The following is a 17,195-nucleotide window of genomic DNA, read 5'->3' as shown; positions in this document are numbered from 1 at the left end:
TCGATTCGTTGGCATTGCAGGCAAAACAAAGGGGGCCTTTATACCTAGGCGCGAATGGGGCGTCTATTTACCAGGCATTAGTGCCAATCAGAATTCCACACAGAGTCACAAAAATAAAATTTTTTTCAGACGTGAGCGTGAGGGAAAACAGAGAGAGGAAAAAAAGACCCCGCAGTGCGGGGCCGTAATCAGCGATGATGAGAGAAAACGGGAAGTTTCTCAGTGGAAACGGTTTGCCATAACCCCATGCAAACTCCCCGAAGTACGGGTCATGCGTCCCGTACATTTCTAATACTGCAATCGGTGTGCCAAGTTTTTTGCCGGATATAGTAAGAGCTGCCCCCTCTCTCCATGGTTAACCCCGGCAAGGTGACCCAACAAGTGCCAACAATCCTATTTATCGCACCAAAAAGAGGCACTATGTGCCAACACTTGTTTTCCTAAGGAGACTTGTGAACTTGCGCTATTCAGGCCAACCAATAAATTTGTGCCACAATTTTCACTGGGATGTTATTCAGCGCCAAATCTCCCCCCTTAGGGTGAAGGGCTTTGTAACAGCCAATACTCAATGTGCTGCTGATCTCCGGGGTAGAGCGGATGGGTACAGTTTCGGCAAGCAATACGGTGAAAAGAAAACGTTATTGGGCACCTACACTTCTCTTCGCCAGCACGGGCTTCCTTGCGTTGACTGCCGTGCCTCTGTATGGGCTCGAATATGGCTACTCCTGGCAGCAATGGCTCGCCTTCCTAATCATTACCGGGCTGTGCGGCATTTCTATCTCCGCCGGTAACCACCGCTTATGGACCCACAGAACTTACAAAGCCCACTGGATGCTTCGCTTATGGTTTGCCCTTTTCAGCGCTGCAACCCTACAAAACACCACTTTGAACTGGTGTTCGGCACACCGGCTGCACCACCGCTATACCGACAATAATGACCTGGACCCCCACTCCTCTAAGCGGGGGCTCTGGTTTTCACACCTGGATTGGATGATGCACGAATATCCATCAGGCAGGAAAACCTATGACAATGTCAAAGACCTTCAGCGGGACAAAATTGTGATGTGGCAGCACCGTCACTATCTGCCGATCGCCATCGGTATGAACTTTGCGATCTGCCTGATCCTCGGTCTGATTACCGGCGATATTATCGCCATGTTCTTACTGGCGGGCGTGTTGCGTATGGTGGTCAATCACCATGCCGCTTTTGCCCTCAACTCTTTCGGGCACCGCTGGGGCAAAAGAAAATTTAAGGGCGATATTTCGGCTCGGGACAACCCTATTATCAATGTCTTTGCTTTTGGCGAGGGCTATCACAATTACCATCATGCCTTTCCCGCGGACTATCGCAACGGCGTTGGTTGGTTTGCCTACGATCCGACCAAATGGCTGATAAAAAGCCTCAGCTGGCTCGGCATCACCTGGCAGCTGAGAGCTGCCACAAAGCTACAGATTTATAGAGCAACTCAGGAGGTGGAAATTGAACGGGCCGAACAGCAACTGGAGAAACTAGCGACACAGGATCAGGAATACTGGCGCGAACTATTACAGCGAGAGCGCCAGGATTTCTGTGAAATATTCGATCGCTGGCAAGCACTGATGACCCAGCGTCGCGCCATAGCCCCAGATAACGCCTCGGGAAGATGGAAACTGGCAACTATTCAAACACAAATTCGCGAGCTGAAATTCAGGCTAAAAATGCAGAGCGAGCGCCTGCGACTCATGATGCGCCAGCTACCCCTGAGCCCCGCAACGGCAGGCTAGGTCGGGCTTTAGATCTGGCTCAGTTAGCTGCCGTAACTCCACCAGATTGACGAGGCGCCACAAGGGGGAAGGCTTGATTGCTGGCCACCAAGAACCCTCTGCGCCTCCTCCCAATAATTATCTATATTCTCTGAGTACCGTTATGTAAGTACCGTTATGTGAGTACCGTTATGTGAGTACCGTTATGTTTGTAACCGGGAACTACTCCCAGGAATACACCGCTAAGTACCTTAAAAGAAAAACTGCGCCACCCAAATAAGGGGGCTTCCCCGAGACCGTTTCACAGACAGGCTCGAAATATGAATAACGCTTCGTCGACATCCACAACCAAACGCAAATGCTTTTGGGTCCCCACAGTGCTGTTTGCCAGTACAGGCTTCCTGGCCCTGACCGCCGTGCCCATCTACGGGCTGATGGTTGGATATCACTGGTACCAGTGGCTCGCCTTCGCTCTATTAGCCGCACTGTGCAGTCTCTCGGTGACAGCGGGCAATCACCGGCTCTGGTCCCACAGGAGCTACAAAGCGCATTGGTCGCTACGCCTGTTCTTTGCCTTATTCAGCGCTGCTGCCCTGCAAAACTCTACCCTGACCTGGTGTGCCGCCCACCGCTTACACCACCGGCATATTGACGACAATGATCGCGACCCCTACTCAGCGATGCGCGGCTTTTGGTTTTCCCATATCGACTGGATGATGCACGAGTACCCGAGTAGTCATCTCGATTACAAAAATGTCGAGGACCTGAAGCGGGACAAGATCGTGATGTGGCAACACAATCACTATATCCCCATCACCCTCTCCATGAATCTGGGTATTCCCATCGTACTGGGGCTCCTCACCGGAGACTTGATAGGTATGCTTTTGCTCGCGGGAATACTGCGTATCGTAGTCAACCATCACACTACTTTTCTGGTGAACTCCCTCGCCCACATGTGGGGCAAGCGCCCTTATAAAAACGATATCAGTGCAAGGGATAATCTCTTTCTCAACCTGTTTGTATTCGGCGAGGGGTACCACAACTATCACCACGCCTTTCAGACCGACTACCGCAATGGTATCCACTGGTACCAATACGACCCGACCAAGTGGCTGATCAAGCTGCTGAGCTGGGTTGGCATTACCCGCGATCTGAAAACTCCTCCTGCGGTGCAGATACAAAAAGCCAAGCTGGCAGTGCAGTTCAGCCAGGCGAAGGAAAAGCTCGGGGGTAGCGCGCACAGGGAGGACTGGTTAAAGCTATTGGAGAACGAGGCCATACAGTTTGCCAGGGCACTGGAAAACTGGAAAAACCTGCAGTTACAGCGCGCCCACTGCCGCGGGGATCGAATCGCAGAAAAGTGGCGCTCACTGGCTCTTCAAAGCAAGATTAAAGAGCTGGAATTCAGCTTGAAAATGCAAAGCCGGCGCCTGAGCAGGCTGATCAAGCAGTGCCAGTCGGATTCAGCTGCCTCCTCCTGACACACCGCTCGTGAAGAGAATAAAACTGGTAGCGAATGTGCGCAGCCGAATAGATTAAAGGGTTTTTTCCGCGGCGAATTCACGCATGGAAAATGCCACCCGCTCGTCGACTTTTTTCTCGTGCATTTCCTCGTCCAGCCCCTCGATAAAACGCAGGCGCTGGCGCAAACCGACGCCGTTAGCCACCTGAATGGCGAGGCCTGGACGAGCATTGGCTTCGAGCAGCAGCGGACCGCGCTCGCGATCCAGAACGATATCGCAGCCGAGATAACCGAGGCCGGTCATTTCGTAGCAGCTTGCCGCTAAGCGCACTAGATCGTACCAACCGGGGACCTTCAACTCACCGAAAGACATCTGCGTATCCGGGTGGCGCTGGATACGCAAGCCGCGCTGAACCGCGTGGCAGCTTTTGCCCGTGGCCAGGTCAATACCCACCCCCACAGCCCCCTGGTGCAAATTGGCCTTGCCATCGGAGCTATGAGTGGAGCAGCGCAACATCGCCATAACCGGGTAACCACGGAATACGATTACACGAATATCCGGCACCCCCTCAAAAGAGTAATCCTGGAAGATGGGATCGAAATCCACCAACGCTTCCACCATCACCCGGTCGGGCTTACCGCCGAGACTGTAGAGGCCACTGTGGATATTGTTAACATGGCGCAAGATATCCAGAGCTTCAATTTGAGAGCCGGAAATCTTCTTGTACTTCTCCCCTTCGCGCCCGGCAATGACCAGGATGCCTTTTCCCCCGGAACCACGCGCTGGCTTGATCACAAACTTCCACAGGGGATCAATCACTTCCATCACACGCTTGCGGCTGGCCGGGGTTTCGAAAGCCGCGATCAACTCCGGCACCGGGATTCCCGCGCGCTTGGCCGCACGTTTGGTATTGAGCTTGTCATCGACAATGGGGAATTTTTCCCGGTCGTTGTAGCGCGCAATGTAGTTAATGTTGCGTGCATTCATGCCGAGAATGCCCATCCTGTTCAAGGCCAGCGGCGAAACGATACCGCCGCGGACCTTGTTGATGATGTGCTTGAATGAGAACTGCAGCATCGCTATCCCCTACTTGACCAACGGCCGGAAACGCATCAGCTCGCTGAGGCGATAGCCGGTGTAGTTGCCCACAATCAGGATAAAGGCCAGCAGTACCAGCAGCAGTTCTGGGAAATTAAAGGTCCAGTGCTCCACATAGCGGTTAGTCATCACCCACCAGGCCAGCACTGCCACCAACAGGCTGCCGCCGGCTTGCACAACTACCTCGTAGGGACCATCTTCCTCCCACACGATGGACATGCGCTCAATGGTCCAGGCCAGAATAATCATCGGGAAGAAGGTCACCGTCAGCGCCTGCTCGATGCCGAGCTTATAACTGACCACACTGATCACTCCCATAATCAACACCACCGTGACCACCACGGCGGCGATCCTCGACACAAGGAGCAAATTAAGCCGACTCAGGTAGAAGCGCACCCACAGGCCGAGCACCAAGATCAAAACGAAAATTGCCAGGCCGGTAAACAGCTGAGTTTCAATGAAAGCAATCGCCAACAATACCGGCATGAAAGTACCGGAGGTGCGCAGCCCAACAAAGATACGCAACAGTACCACCACCAGAGCACCCACCGGCACCAGCAGGATCAATTTAAAAATGCTCTGCTGCTCGATAGGCAAGCTGTAGATGGAGAAATCCACCAGCGCCTCTTTCTCACCCAGCGTGCTGCGCATAGAAACATCCCGTGCGGGCACGTCGTTGGAAATCACCGAGAAGGTCACCTGCGAATTGCGGCCACCCTCCAGATCGAGCAGGCTCTTGCCGCCGCGCTGCCAGATAAAGAAATTGTCGGGAATGCCAGGCAGGCCACTAGTGGGTTCAAACACAATCCAGCGCTGGCCGTCATACACCTCAAGCAGGTCCTCTGGATCGAGGCGGCGGCGGTCGTCCTCTAAATAAAGACCGCGGATGCGGTGGGCAGGAATATCGGCGGTGGCGAGCATCAGCAGAGCCACATCCACCAGGGATTTATCGGCGTAGTGGCGGAAAACCAGGTTGCGGTCCTGGTTGCCATCGTCATTCAACTCAAATAGCAACTGGGTAGTAAAGGACTCCACATCGGAGGAGCGTTCGCGGGCCTGCTTCACCAAGGAATCGATAGCCAGTCGCACGGCTTCCTGCTCACGCGCACCGAGGAAGGGTTTCTTCACCTCAGTGCTGAGGTTCAGAGGCTGCTCCAACGCCGCACCGGGCGTCTGGTAGACATCGAGGCGGTAGAACAGGGACTGGGAGCCTTCGGCGGAGCGACGCGTCCACACCGCCCGATACTCATCATTTTCCCGGGCGATGAAAAAGCCAAAACCGGAGGAACTGAAAGTTTCCCCAAGAATTTCCATATTGCGCTGCTCGCGGGGTAGCGTTAACGCCGCTTTGACCGGACCGCCTTCGGCAACGAAGCCCACCTTGGCTTCGATAGTCCACACGGTGCGGTATTCACCCGGCAACAGTGGAAAACCCAATTCAAAATGTTTGTAAGCGGTGAGACCCGCTCCGATCAATGCGAGCAATGCCGCAATAACATAAACTTGAACGCGCGGCGACATTCGCCCTTCCCCGTAAATCTATGGTTCCAAAGGGAACCTAACTGTATATGCAATAAGCGGTCTATTTATTCCCGAACACCCGAGGTTGTCCCTGGATATTGCGCCGGCTCACATCGACAACCGCAGCATCCTTGAGGAAGTTGCGCCCCAGCACCATCATAATATCGTTGCCACCCTCATCGGTCAGGCTGACCTCAACCATGTGAGTAACCTCACCCACGGTCAGGTTCATTTCCACAACCGGGCGACGCTGGCTCGGAAAGCCAACACGGTTCGCGCGGATATGGCGCTGAATAGGCAGCTCTATGGAAGAGGTTTTGGCTTTGCCATCTACTTCCGGCAGTGCCAGTTCGATTCTGATCCAGTCTTCACCGTCGCGCTCGAAGCGAGTCAAAGTCTGCGCGCGCAAGGTGGTTGTCGGTGCACCGGTATCCACAACAGACTCAATAACCAAGCCTAAGGGTTCGATGGAGATTTCCTCTACCGCTCCGAGAACCAGTTTATCTTTGGCGACGGGCACTTCGACTACTTTTTCAACAGTTCGTTCGACGACCTTCTCAACAACCCTGACCTCAGGCTCCGCACAAATCACCTCTACAGGCTCCGGGCACTGAAGCATTTCTCCCTGAGGTTGTCCCGGTTGCGCAGCAATTGGCTCAGCCCCCTGCTGGTTCTGTTCGGGATACATCAGCGACTTGCAGCCCACTAGTAACTGGACCACCACCAATAACCACAGAAGGGAAAATTTCTGCATCCTAACAATTACCTCTTGCCCCATTAGCATTCAAATCCGACCACGCCGTCTGCGCAGCGTTCACGGTTGCAAGCGCAGAAATTCCTCCCCACGCAAACAAAAAGTCGATATTAGCCTATGAAAGAGCCCGGTGAACAGGGATGTTCCTACCGTCGAGCGATGCAAGCGCGACAATGTGACACGCGCCAGATCTTGAGAATTCGGTTGCTAGGCGTGAATCGTTACCGGTTGGGAGGTATTTGAAGATAGCCGAAAAGAAGCCTCGGCGCCCTGCGGGTAGGCGCCGGACAGAGGTACTCAACCGCGCTGTAAGCGCTCGTCGATGCCCTTAAGGATGATTACCAGGGTCTCGGCACCACCGCGGTCTTTAAAAAACTCCTCAGCAATCGGCGCTATACCGCACTGTTGCGGTAGCGGCATCTCCCCCTCAATCAGCTGGCGCATACGCGGCAGGAAAATGAACTGCAGCCATTGGGGCAGAGTCAGGGTGTCGACACAGAAAGGTTCAGTACTGGCCAGGGCTTCCGCCGTTGGGGCTTCCTCCTGCCACAGGGCCATGCGACGCAACTCCGCCTCGAGCTGCAACAGTTGATCGGCGACTTCAAAGTAAATAGCTTGCATAAATCCAATACCTGGGACCGCCTTAGCGACGGTGTGTGATTCCAGCCCCCCTGGCAGGCACGCCAGGCCGAGAGTCGAAAACGGGGCCTACTTAAAGAGGTTATTCGATACGACGGTTAAACGGCGGCAGTGAATTGAGAATGGCCTGGCCGTAGCGACGGCTCACCACCCGGCGATCCAATAATGTCACCGTGCCGCTATCCCCTTCCGCTCGCAGCAGGCGACCGCAGGCCTGCACCAATTTCAGGGCCGCATCCGGTACCGTGATCTGCATAAACGGATTGCCGCCCTTGGCCTCAATCCATTCCGCCAGGGCCGCCTCAATAGGGTCATCGGGCACCGCAAAGGGCAACTTGGCAATTACCACATGTTTGCAGTAATCCCCCGGGAGATCGAGTCCCTCGGCGAAGCTGGCGAGACCAAACAGCACACTGCTTCCACCACCATCGACGATTTCACGGTGAGAATCGAGTAACTGCTGACGGGATTGCTGCCCCTGCATCAGGATTCGATTGCGCCAGGTACCCGGCAACGCCTCGTAGACGGTCTCCATTTGCCGGCGTGAGGAAAACAGCACCAGCGAGCCGCCGGAATCCTTGAGCAGCTCCGGCAAGGCATCGATCACCGCATCAGTATGCTGGTCCGCATTGCCCGCATCCACTGCGCTGGCAGGTACCTGCAAGGTGGCACGGGAAAAGTCGAAGGGACTGGGTACTACCTGGTAGCTGGCATTTTCCGGAGTGCCGGCACGCATGCGCAGGCGATCAAATTTGCCCAGTGCGGTGAGGGTCGCAGAGGTAAGCACCGCACCGTAACAGCGACGCCATAAGCTGTACTCCAGGGTCTTGCCAGCCAGGATTGGCGAGCAGCACACTTCGAAATCTGTCGAACCACCCCAATCTACCAGAGTGACCCAGCGCGCCTGTGGCAGAGCGCCATCCGCGTCGGCGCGGGCATAGTTAGCCCAGAGCATCAAATTGGCCTCGGCACGCCCATACCAGCTGCCGAGTTGTGGGTACCAGCGCTCCAAGTCCACAATGGGCACCGGCGAGTGGGCGTCCTCAAGCATGCGCTGAGCGGTTTGCAGCATTTTGCCAAACAGGCTTTCCAGCTCGTCGAAATCCTCGCGCAGCTTTTCCGCTAACCGCATCATGGAATCCGGCACCACGCCGCCCTCGAAGCGATGGCGAGTGGTATTGCCGCGCTCATCCTCGAATTCGCACAGCTCTTCGATTAGCGGCCACATCTGCTCCAAGCCCTGCTTGGCGGAGGTGAGCACCGCCGGCAGCTGTTCACCACAGCGATCCAGCTCGGCGCCATCGCCAATCTCACCGAGCATCTGCCCCAGGGCCTTATTGGCCTGGTCCAGCCAACCGGTAGAGGCCCCGACGCGGCTGTGGTGGGAGAAGTGATTGAGGGCTTTGTCCGGCAGGTGGTGGGCCTCGTCGAGCACATAAATCGTCTCTTCTGGCGGCGGCAATATGGCACCGCCACCCAGAGCCAGATCCGCCAACAGCAGGTCGTGGTTGGCAACAATCACCTGAGTCTTACCCAGACTCTCCCGCGCACGGAAAAAACTGCAATTGGTTACATGGGGACAGCGACGGCCACTGCACTGGCGGTGATCTGTCGTTACCCGGCTCCAGTCATCAACCTCAATCGTCTCCGGCCAGTTATCGCGGTCGCCATCCCAGCGGCCAGAGGCCAGGCTGTCAGTCATTTTCTGATAAAGGGCAACACTGTCTTCCCCCACCTGGGGGAGCTCGTCTTCATAGAGCCCCAGGGAGAGGCCGGTACCGCTGGAGGAGAAACTGGAGAGCAGCTGATCCAATTTGGACAGACACAGGTAGCGGCCACGTCCTTTGGCCAAAGCGAACTCAAAGTTGAGACCACTGTGGCGTAACACCTCCGGCAGGTCTTTGTGGATAATCTGCTCCTGCAGGGCCACGGTAGCGGTGGAGATCACCAGGGTTTTATCCTGGGCCTGGGCCAGGGGAATGGCGGCGAGTAAATAGGAAACCGTTTTGCCGGTGCCCGTGCCGGCTTCTACTACACAAATATGCTCGCCATCGGTTTTATCGCTGTCGCGCTCACCACTGGCATTCTGTGCAATCGAACCTAGAGTGCGGGCAATGGCCGCCACCATCAGTTTTTGCCCGTAGCGGGCCTTGAGACCACGGTTGGACAAGAACTGGCTGTAGGCAGCCTGGATGGCGCTTTTGTGTTTGTCGTTGAGCACAGGGGAGAATCTATTCGCTAGTGGGTGGCGCAGGGGGCGTTATTATCCACTAAGCGCCCGCTCGCCACCAGCACCGCTAGGACAAAGCACCCCCAACAGTGATCATTCAAACGCCAGGCGGGAAACCACCGGATTGGCGTAAGCCTGGATGGCCTTTTCCCGCCAGCGCTCATCGATCTTGGCCATGCGCGCTTCAAACTTCTCGCGGGTTTCCCGATGTTCGCTGGCGTCCCAGGGCTTGTGTGGATAGCCCACCGGCAACCCGGACACTTCACCGTAGATCATCTCGTAGGCGATTAGATTGGTGGGATGCAGAGTGTAATTGCCAACGATCTGCCGATCGATCTCCTCGGCAAGGCTGTTGACGTCATTGAAGTCGGCTTCAATAGGTGTACCAAATGCGGTATGCACCCGCCCTTTGAAACCAATCACACCTTTGCCGATGGAGGCCAGATCCTCGTTTTTGGCTTTCTTGTACTCTTCCTTGTGCTCTGTGATGTAGAGCTCCTTGGCCTTCTGGGCATCGCAGGGGTCCCATTCGTAAGAGATAGACAGCGGCACTATGTGCAGCTTGCGCCAGAAGTCGGCAAAGGACATATCCCGATCCTTGGTCATCGCGAACATGGCCGCCAGAGCCGGGTTGGTGCGATCCATGCCGTCCTTCGCACGCCCGGAGCGCTGCGCGATCCAAACGTGCTCATTGTCATTCACAATGGAGTGGTAGATATAGTTGGACAACTCCATGGCGGCCTGTAGCTTTTCACGACGACTGCCGGAGCTGCGCTTGACCGTAAAGCATTTGTTGAGCTTCATAATATCGCTGGCAAACTGCTTGCTCAGCAGGTTGTCGCCAATGGCGATACGGGAAGTTTCGTGCCCCTCTTTATACATGGACACAATGGCGAAAGCCGGGTCCATAGCGATATCCCGGTGATTGCTCACAAACAAGCAGGCGCGGTCCCGCGGCAGGGTATCCAGCCCGGAAATCGTCAGCCCGGCGGTGGTGCGCCTCACCACCTTGTCGATGTACTTCTCTACAACATCCTGCACACCGCGTACATCGTGCACCTTGCGGAACTCAAAACGCAGGAACTGACGCACCAACCAAGCCAGGGGGCCCTCCAGGCGCGCCAGCTTGGGAATCAGGAAATGCGCTACGGCGTGGGACATTTCCGGGTCGGCAATCAGCCGATCCAATACAGCGCGCACTTCATCATCGCGATAGGGGCGCATATCCTCAAATTGAGCGGGGTCTAACTCACTTGCTCTCATGACATCACTACCTGCCGGACTTACTAACCAGAGGCGATCCGGGCTCATTGTATTTTTGCGGCCTCATAGCGACCGGGATAAGAAATCGGCGCAGAACATACCGGAAGCCTCGCCGAACTGCTAGCACCTCACTTGACCAGATGGCTGACCGAAGTGATGAAAGTATGTTTAGTCCGCTCAGTCAGCTAAAAGATCCCCCTGCCCTATTCGCCATTCAAAGTAGACTTCACCGCCCCAAGCCGGGAGAATAGGAAGGTCAACCGCCGCCGACGGCAAAAACAAAGATAACGAATACGGCACAAGCCACGCAGCCAAGCAGGAGTCCACCTTGTCTCAAGCCACCCCCACTAATGAACCGCGCACGCCCAGCCTGCTGGACGCGCTGATCCCCCTGGGGATCCTGATCGCTCTCTTGTCGCTGTCAGTGTATTTCTACGGCGCCGACTCCTCCTACGGCCCCAACCAAATCGCACTGTTGTTATGTGCCTGCGTGGTTGCGCTGATGGGCATGAAGAACGGCCACAGCTGGAGCGATATGGAAGGCGGTATGCTGCACGGTATCGGCCTGGTATTCGGCGCAATTCTAATACTACTGGCCGTGGGTGCTTTGATTGGCAGTTGGATATTAGCCGGCACGGTGCCATCGATGATTTATTACGGGGTACAAATACTCTCGCCCCAGTGGTTCTACGCCGCCAGCTGTATTATTTGTGCCGTGGTAGGCCTCAGTATCGGCTCCAGCTGGACCACCGCCGGCACCCTGGGTGTGGCCCTGATGGGGATTGCCGCCGCTCTCGGCTTGTCCCCGGAAATCACTGCTGGCGCGGTCATTTCCGGCGCCTACTTTGGCGACAAGATGTCACCGCTGTCTGACACCACCAATGTGGCTGCGGCGGTAACATCCAACGATCTGTTCCAACATATCCGCCATATGATGTCGACCGCGATTCCAGCCTTCGTGATCGCCCTGGGGGTGTTTGCTTTCCTCGGCTTTACTTCAGAAACCAGCACCTCTTCAGCCTCAGACATTGAATCCTTGCTAGGCGCACTGAAGAGCGAGTTTAAAATCTCACTGATCAGCCTACTGCCTCTGATCTTGCTACTGGCAATGGCCTGGCGCAAGGTTCCCGCCTTTCCGACCCTGATTATCGGCTCCCTGGTTGGCTGTGCCATCGCGCTGATTTTCGAACCGGAAACCGCTCGTCGCCTGGGTGGCGGTGAGGGGGCATTGGCCGCCCTCAAAGGCGCTTGGTACAGCCTGTTCGATGGCTATAAATCCACCTCTACGAATGAGAGTGTCGCTGCACTCCTCTCGAAAGGCGGTATGAGCAGCATGCTCAATACCGTGTGGCTGATCACCTCCGCCATGGCCTTCGGTGGCGCCATGGAGCGTGCCGGTTTCCTACAGGTGATCGTCAACTGGACCCTGACGCGTATTAAAACTGTGGGCGGCCTGGTGACTTCCACGGTATTCACCTGTTTCGGCATGAATGCCGCCGCTGGCGACCAGTATATGGCGATTATTATTCCGGGCCGCATGTTCCGGGAAGCCTTTGAAGAGAAGGGCCTGCACGGCCTGAATCTGTCCCGCACCCTGGAGGACTCCGGCACCATCACCTCGGTGTTGATTCCCTGGAATACCTGTGGGGCCTATATGACGGCTACCCTTGGCGTTTATACCTTCTCCTACCTACCCTACGCCCTGTTCAATATCATCTGCCCACTGCTGGCCATCGCCTACGGCTGGTTGCACTTTAAGCAGATGCCAATCTCAGTGGCGGCCACAGCATCCCCCAGCAAAGAAGGAAATCTACAAAGCTGTCATGAGTGAAAGCGGTACCCTGAGCGCCCTGATCGAAGAGGCGGACTTTAAATTACGCTGGTTCGATCTGGGCCGGCGTCTCCAGCCTGTGACAAAGTCCACAGCCGAGGCTTTCGAGGCGGGGCAAAAAGCCTGGCCTTATCCCTATTTGCGCCAGGCCTGGAGCGGGCTCTTATTGCAGCCCGCTGAAGGTGGTGAACCCGCTGTATGGTTTCTGCGCTTTCCTCTCGATGAGCAGGGTAAACTGCAATTGCAGGCCCGCGATGGCTTGCTGCGCGCCCTAGCCCAGGAACTCGAACAGGCGCCCGCTTCCGAATCTGCGGTACAACTCGATCAGCTACTGCAGCAAAGCGGCCTGCTCTTCACACCCTCTAACGAGCGTCAGGCGGCATTCCACGCCTATACCGCAAAACTATTAAAACAGACACCCAGCACGCACTATGCAGCGGTGCTCGATTACTTCAGTGACCCTCAAAGTTCCCGCTGGGACAATCTCGGGCTACAGGGCATCGCTGACTTGGCTACCCGCTGGGAGCCACAGAAAGAACTGCTGCTGCGCCAAATTCCACATATTGCCGCACCGGTTTTTATCAACCTTTGCCACTGCCTGGAAAATGAAGCGATCGATCACCAACTGGTGGAAGTAATCGCCATTCGCGCACGCGAGTCATTGAATATTGACACCCAAGATACCCCTGACTTCACCCTGATCGCCGCCGCGGTGCGGGGCATTTCCAATTCGCCAGCGCTAGGCCTACGCCACTCTCTGCTAAAAGAACTGCTAGAGGCACTGCAACTGCAACCGTCGTCAAGCGATATTCGATCTACCTCGGTTCCACCCATCTCGGTTAAATCCGTCGAGCTGCTCGCCGCCATCGGCAGCCGCTGCCCCCTGGACCTGGAAGATCAGCCACTAGCCCAGCTCTGGCTCAATGCTCTGGCACAGAGTAACAACCAAAGCACATTCAATTTATTGCTCTCTGACCTGATGTTCCTCCCCCAAGTGCGAGCCTCTCTGCTAAGCACATTACGCGACCCCGCACGTGATGAAACCCTGGCCCAGGCTTTTGGAAATTTCCTCCACGGTCCGAAGCCCATCCATTAAGGTTGCTTACTCGACGTTGAAGCAGCTAGGTTCCCACCTGTTTCAACGCCAAACTTTTTCCTTTTATTCACTACTGATCATCTCCAGGCAGCCAATAGTGCTGCCGCCCTTTACCAAACAAGCAACTCACTTATTCCCAAAGTAATAAGCTGCCATTTTTTTAAGTGTTCTTACCCAACCCAGAAAAAGCCACCTAAAATATATGGCTCAAGAAATACATCAGCCAATTAAAATTTAATTTAAAAAAATAAAAGCAAAGTTATTTAAAGAAATCACTCAAAACTTCGGCACACTGCACATCAACCCAAAGAAAAACCCCGATTTTTACAGGAGAAAATTCATAAACTGGCGCCATCTTCTTCCCGAATTCCCTCCTGACAGTATTTTTCTCTCTGCGCCTATTACACTCAATTAGGCGGCATCTTTGTAAAACACATTTTGCAAAGCTGACCAACAGGTGACGTTTTATTGGCTATGCTAATGGCTAACATCAACGGAAAGGAGTTAGGGGATGAATTTCACTCCAGCCAAGTACTTAATCGGTATTATCAGTGCACTGGTTCTAGCAGGTTGCTGTAGCCCTCCGGCACCGCCAGCTTACTGCCCACCCGGCGCTGAACAAATTCCAACTTCCATGGCCTGCCCCGCAGATGCTGACTGCTGGATGGCTTCTGATAGAGTACGCTGCATGAAAGTGGTGAAGTAAAATCATTTCAAGCAGAACAGCGTGGTGATTCATACTAAATGAGGTTTTGACTAAATCTGCACTGATAGACACATAAGGAACAAAGCATTATTTAGTATGAATCACCACCAAATGCCGCTTTCACGAGCGGCATTTGTTTTTTTGGGGCACCCATTCTTACCGAAATCGCATTTTCTGTAATAGACTGTACCGTCTCGGGCACTGGTCCAGCGAAGGTAATGCGTTAGCATTGCCAACCTTTTACCAGCAAGTGTCGATAAGCTTGCAAACACCGCAATAAAAATTTCTCACAAGAGAGTTAATTAACGACCACCATGACAAGTGAAACTTTAACTCTGAGCCGCTCCTCAGCAATTCAACAATTACAATCTCATTTCGAACAACAAAAATGGTCTTTACGTGAGCTTTTCGCCACCGACCCTCAGCGCACAACCAGTTTCAGCTGCGAGGCGGCCGGCATCTATCTGGACTTCAGCAAAAATCACTTGCGTCAAGAGACATTGCAGCTGCTGCTCGAGTATGCTGAAGAGCAGGAATTGAGCCGCCAGATTGCAGCCTTATTTAAGGGTGCCAATGTCAACAATACCGAGCACCGCCCAGCACTACACACTGCGCTGCGCTTCCAGGGAACGCCCAAAACCGAGCATGAGCGCGCCGTGGCCGATTGTCGCGCCCAGATGCAACGGTTTGCGGATAATATCCACAAAGAAAAATGGCTGGGGTTTAGTGGCAAACCCATTCGCCATATCGTGAATATCGGTATCGGCGGCTCCGATCTCGGTCCTCGTATGGTGGTCGAGGCTCTGGGCTCATGGCACAAACCAGGTATTAGCGTACATTTCGTAGCAAATATTGATGGTGCAGACCTGAGCGGTACTATCCAAGATCTCAACCCGGAGGAGACACTTTTTATTGTTGCCTCCAAGTCTTTCTCCACCCTGGAAACCCGAGAGAATGCCTTAAGCGCGCGCCGCTGGATTTTGGCCTCTGGCGCCAATGAAAAACAATTGTCCCAGCACTTTGTAGCGGTCAGCAGCAATATTGTTGCAGCACAAGACTTTGGCATCGCCCCGGAAAATATTTTTCCCATATGGGACTGGGTGGGTGGTCGCTACTCTCTGTGGTCTGCAATTGGCCTGCCGATCATCCTGGCCTGTGGCTATGAGGTTTATGAGGAACTTCTTGCCGGTGCTCATGGCATGGACACCCATTTTTCCAATGTCCCACTGGAGGAAAATCTGCCGGTATTGCTGGCGCTTATTCAGTTCTGGTATCGCCAGTGCTGGGGTGCCGGCAGCCAGGTGATTCTGCCCTACGCTCAGCGCCTGTCTAAGTTTCCCGCCTGGATGCAACAATTGGATATGGAAAGCCTGGGCAAAAGCGTAGACAAAGAGGGGAAACCCCTGGAGTACCCCAGCGGCAGTGTGATCTGGGGCACCGAAGGCACCAATGGGCAGCACTCCTTCCATCAGCTATTGCACCAGGGTACCGATCTGATTCCTGCGGATTTTATCGCTATCAAGCAGCCTACCTCCGAGCTGCATGAGCAACACCGATGGCTACTGGCCTGCTGTATCAGCCAAAGCCAGGCTCTATTGCGCGGCAAATCCATTCACGAGGCACGCCAGGAACTGGAAGATGCCGGCTATACCCACCGCGAGGCCCATGCGTTGGCTCCGCACAAAGCCATCCCCGGTAATCGCCCGAGTAATACCCTCATCCTGGAAAAGTTAGATCCTCATCACCTGGGCGCACTGTTAGCACTTTACGAGCACAAGGTTTTCACAGGCGGTTGCCTTTTGGGAGTTAACCCATTTGACCAGTGGGGTGTAGAGCTAGGCAAACAGTTAAGCGGAAAGATATATAAAGCCGCAGAAGAACATGCGCCTGAGGATTGGGATAGTTCTACCCGCTCTTTAATGGAAAAGCTCTTATAAGACAATTTGCCAAGAGCCCCACTAAAAAGGCCGCATCCCAATGCGGCCTTTTTAGTTCCGTTTCCCAGAAAAATGCGCTTTCTTATTTTTGTGCCTCAGCACCGCGCTTCAACAAAGGCTCAATCAAATCCAGCGGCAAGGGAAATACAATCGTTGAGCTATTATTTGCTCCGGCGATATCAATCATGGTCTGCATGTAGCGCAAAGTAATCGCGTTGGCATTTTGCGATAGCTGATTGGCCGCTTCCGTTAATTTTAAGGCCGCCTGCGCTTCGCCTTCTGCGTGGATCACCTTGGCTCGCCGTGCCCGCTCAGCTTCGGCCTGCTGGGCAATGGCACGCACCATACTCTCATCCAGGTCGATATGTTTAATTTCGACATTAGTGACCTTCACTCCCCAGGCATCGGTCTGCTCATCGAGGATCTTTTGAATATCCACATTGAGTTTGTCCCGCTCGGAAAGCATCTCATCTAACTCATGCTTACCCAGTACAGATCGAAGCGTCGTCTGGGCCAGTTGACTGACAGCTTCATGATAAAATTCAACATTGATAATCGCTGACTGTGAATTAACAACCCGGTAATAAACCACCGCATTCACTTTTACCGAAACGTTATCGCGACTGATCACATCCTGCGTGGGAACATCCATCACTACGGTTCGCAAATCCACCCGCTCCATAGTTTGAATAATTGGGATGATGATAATCAGGCCGGGTCCTTTCACCGTCTGAAAGCGCCCCAGAAAAAAAACCACCGCACGCTCATATTCCCGCAAAATACGGATGGCATACATCAGCAGTAGCACTAGCGCGAGTACTAACAGCCCAATAAAATAACTGACCATGCTACTCTCTCCCTGTCACCACCAGCAAAATTTATCGAGCCTATCGGCCCACCTAATAACAACCAAT

General features: G+C 54.2%; 13 protein-coding genes. 6 read left to right on the top strand and 7 right to left on the bottom strand.

All coding sequences use genetic code 11. The features are described from left to right. The first annotated feature begins 597 nt into the window (after positions 1-597). Positions 598-1,764, top strand: coding sequence for a fatty acid desaturase (locus FIU95_RS04510; RefSeq protein WP_152451903.1), 1,167 nt, complete (start codon positions 598-600; stop codon positions 1,762-1,764). Between the two features lie 299 nt (positions 1,765-2,063). After that, on the top strand, positions 2,064-3,224 hold the full coding sequence (locus FIU95_RS04505) for a fatty acid desaturase (RefSeq protein ID WP_152451901.1): 1,161 nt from the start codon (positions 2,064-2,066) through the stop codon (positions 3,222-3,224). A gap of 54 nt (positions 3,225-3,278) precedes the next feature. On the opposite strand, the gene FIU95_RS04500 is transcribed toward FIU95_RS04505, so the two are convergent. From FIU95_RS04500 to FIU95_RS04475, 6 genes are all read right to left on the bottom strand, one after another. Then, positions 3,279-4,283, bottom strand: coding sequence for an alpha-L-glutamate ligase-like protein (locus FIU95_RS04500; RefSeq protein WP_152451899.1), 1,005 nt, complete (start codon positions 4,281-4,283; stop codon positions 3,279-3,281). A 9-nt stretch (positions 4,284-4,292) separates the two neighbouring features. Further along, positions 4,293-5,825, bottom strand: coding sequence for an inactive transglutaminase family protein (locus FIU95_RS04495; RefSeq protein ID WP_152451897.1), 1,533 nt, complete (start codon positions 5,823-5,825; stop codon positions 4,293-4,295). Positions 5,826-5,886: 61 nt separating this feature from the next. Continuing rightward, on the bottom strand, positions 5,887-6,579 hold the full coding sequence (locus FIU95_RS04490; RefSeq protein ID WP_172975316.1) for a RimK/LysX family protein: 693 nt from the start codon (positions 6,577-6,579) through the stop codon (positions 5,887-5,889). 297 nt (positions 6,580-6,876) lie between these two features. After that, positions 6,877-7,200, bottom strand: coding sequence for a YqcC family protein (locus FIU95_RS04485; protein WP_152451893.1), 324 nt, complete (start codon positions 7,198-7,200; stop codon positions 6,877-6,879). Between the two features lie 100 nt (positions 7,201-7,300). Further along, positions 7,301-9,439: an ATP-dependent DNA helicase DinG gene (gene dinG / locus FIU95_RS04480; protein ID WP_152451891.1), complete on the bottom strand. Its 2,139-nt coding sequence runs from the start codon at positions 9,437-9,439 to the stop codon at positions 7,301-7,303. A gap of 102 nt (positions 9,440-9,541) precedes the next feature. After that, positions 9,542-10,711 (bottom strand): 1-acyl-sn-glycerol-3-phosphate acyltransferase, encoded by a 1,170-nt coding sequence (locus FIU95_RS04475; protein WP_152451889.1) that lies wholly within the window; start codon positions 10,709-10,711, stop codon positions 9,542-9,544. A 328-nt stretch (positions 10,712-11,039) separates the two neighbouring features. On the opposite strand from FIU95_RS04475, the gene nhaC reads away from it, so the two are divergent. From nhaC to pgi, 4 genes are all read left to right on the top strand, one after another. Next, the gene (nhaC, locus tag FIU95_RS04470) at positions 11,040-12,542 is read left to right on the top strand and encodes a Na+/H+ antiporter NhaC (protein ID WP_152451887.1); all 1,503 of its coding nucleotides are present in this window, start codon (positions 11,040-11,042) and stop codon (positions 12,540-12,542) included. Then, a complete protein-coding gene (locus tag FIU95_RS04465) occupies positions 12,535-13,638 on the top strand; it encodes a DUF3549 family protein (RefSeq protein WP_152451885.1) in 1,104 nt (367 codons plus the stop codon). The genes nhaC and FIU95_RS04465 overlap by 8 nt, the downstream gene beginning before the upstream one ends. A gap of 511 nt (positions 13,639-14,149) precedes the next feature. Further along, positions 14,150-14,344, top strand: a complete 195-nt coding sequence (locus FIU95_RS04460; RefSeq protein WP_152451883.1) for a hypothetical protein — start codon at positions 14,150-14,152, stop codon at positions 14,342-14,344. Between the two features lie 314 nt (positions 14,345-14,658). After that, entirely contained in the window at positions 14,659-16,281 is a 1,623-nt protein-coding gene (pgi, locus tag FIU95_RS04455) for a glucose-6-phosphate isomerase (protein WP_152451881.1), read from the top strand. A gap of 82 nt (positions 16,282-16,363) precedes the next feature. On the opposite strand, the gene FIU95_RS04450 is transcribed toward pgi, so the two are convergent. Continuing rightward, entirely contained in the window at positions 16,364-17,128 is a 765-nt protein-coding gene (locus tag FIU95_RS04450; protein WP_152451879.1) for a slipin family protein, read from the bottom strand. Positions 17,129-17,195: the final 67 nt, after the last annotated feature.

Origin of the sequence: Microbulbifer sp. THAF38, assembly GCF_009363535.1 — a bacterium.
Lineage (GTDB): Bacteria > Pseudomonadota > Gammaproteobacteria > Pseudomonadales > Cellvibrionaceae > Microbulbifer.
The sequence above is the reverse complement of the archived record's forward strand: the minus strand, read 5'-3'. Positions and strand labels throughout refer to the sequence as shown.

Excerpts from the sequence above, each read along its gene's own strand:
- FIU95_RS04510 (WP_152451903.1), top strand. The coding sequence starts at position 598 with ATGGGTACAGTTTCGGCAAGCAATACGGTGAAAAGAAAACGTTATTGG.
- FIU95_RS04505 (WP_152451901.1), top strand. The coding sequence starts at position 2,064 with ATGAATAACGCTTCGTCGACATCCACAACCAAACGCAAATGCTTTTGG.
- FIU95_RS04500 (WP_152451899.1), bottom strand. The coding sequence starts at position 4,283 with ATGCTGCAGTTCTCATTCAAGCACATCATCAACAAGGTCCGCGGCGGT.
- FIU95_RS04495 (WP_152451897.1), bottom strand. The coding sequence starts at position 5,825 with ATGTCGCCGCGCGTTCAAGTTTATGTTATTGCGGCATTGCTCGCATTG.
- FIU95_RS04490 (WP_172975316.1), bottom strand. The coding sequence starts at position 6,579 with ATGCAGAAATTTTCCCTTCTGTGGTTATTGGTGGTGGTCCAGTTACTA.
- FIU95_RS04485 (WP_152451893.1), bottom strand. The coding sequence starts at position 7,200 with ATGCAAGCTATTTACTTTGAAGTCGCCGATCAACTGTTGCAGCTCGAG.
- FIU95_RS04475 (WP_152451889.1), bottom strand. The coding sequence starts at position 10,711 with ATGAGAGCAAGTGAGTTAGACCCCGCTCAATTTGAGGATATGCGCCCC.
- FIU95_RS04465 (WP_152451885.1), top strand. The coding sequence starts at position 12,535 with ATGAGTGAAAGCGGTACCCTGAGCGCCCTGATCGAAGAGGCGGACTTT.
- FIU95_RS04460 (WP_152451883.1), top strand. The coding sequence starts at position 14,150 with ATGAATTTCACTCCAGCCAAGTACTTAATCGGTATTATCAGTGCACTG.
- pgi (WP_152451881.1), top strand. The coding sequence starts at position 14,659 with ATGACAAGTGAAACTTTAACTCTGAGCCGCTCCTCAGCAATTCAACAA.
- FIU95_RS04450 (WP_152451879.1), bottom strand. The coding sequence starts at position 17,128 with ATGGTCAGTTATTTTATTGGGCTGTTAGTACTCGCGCTAGTGCTACTG.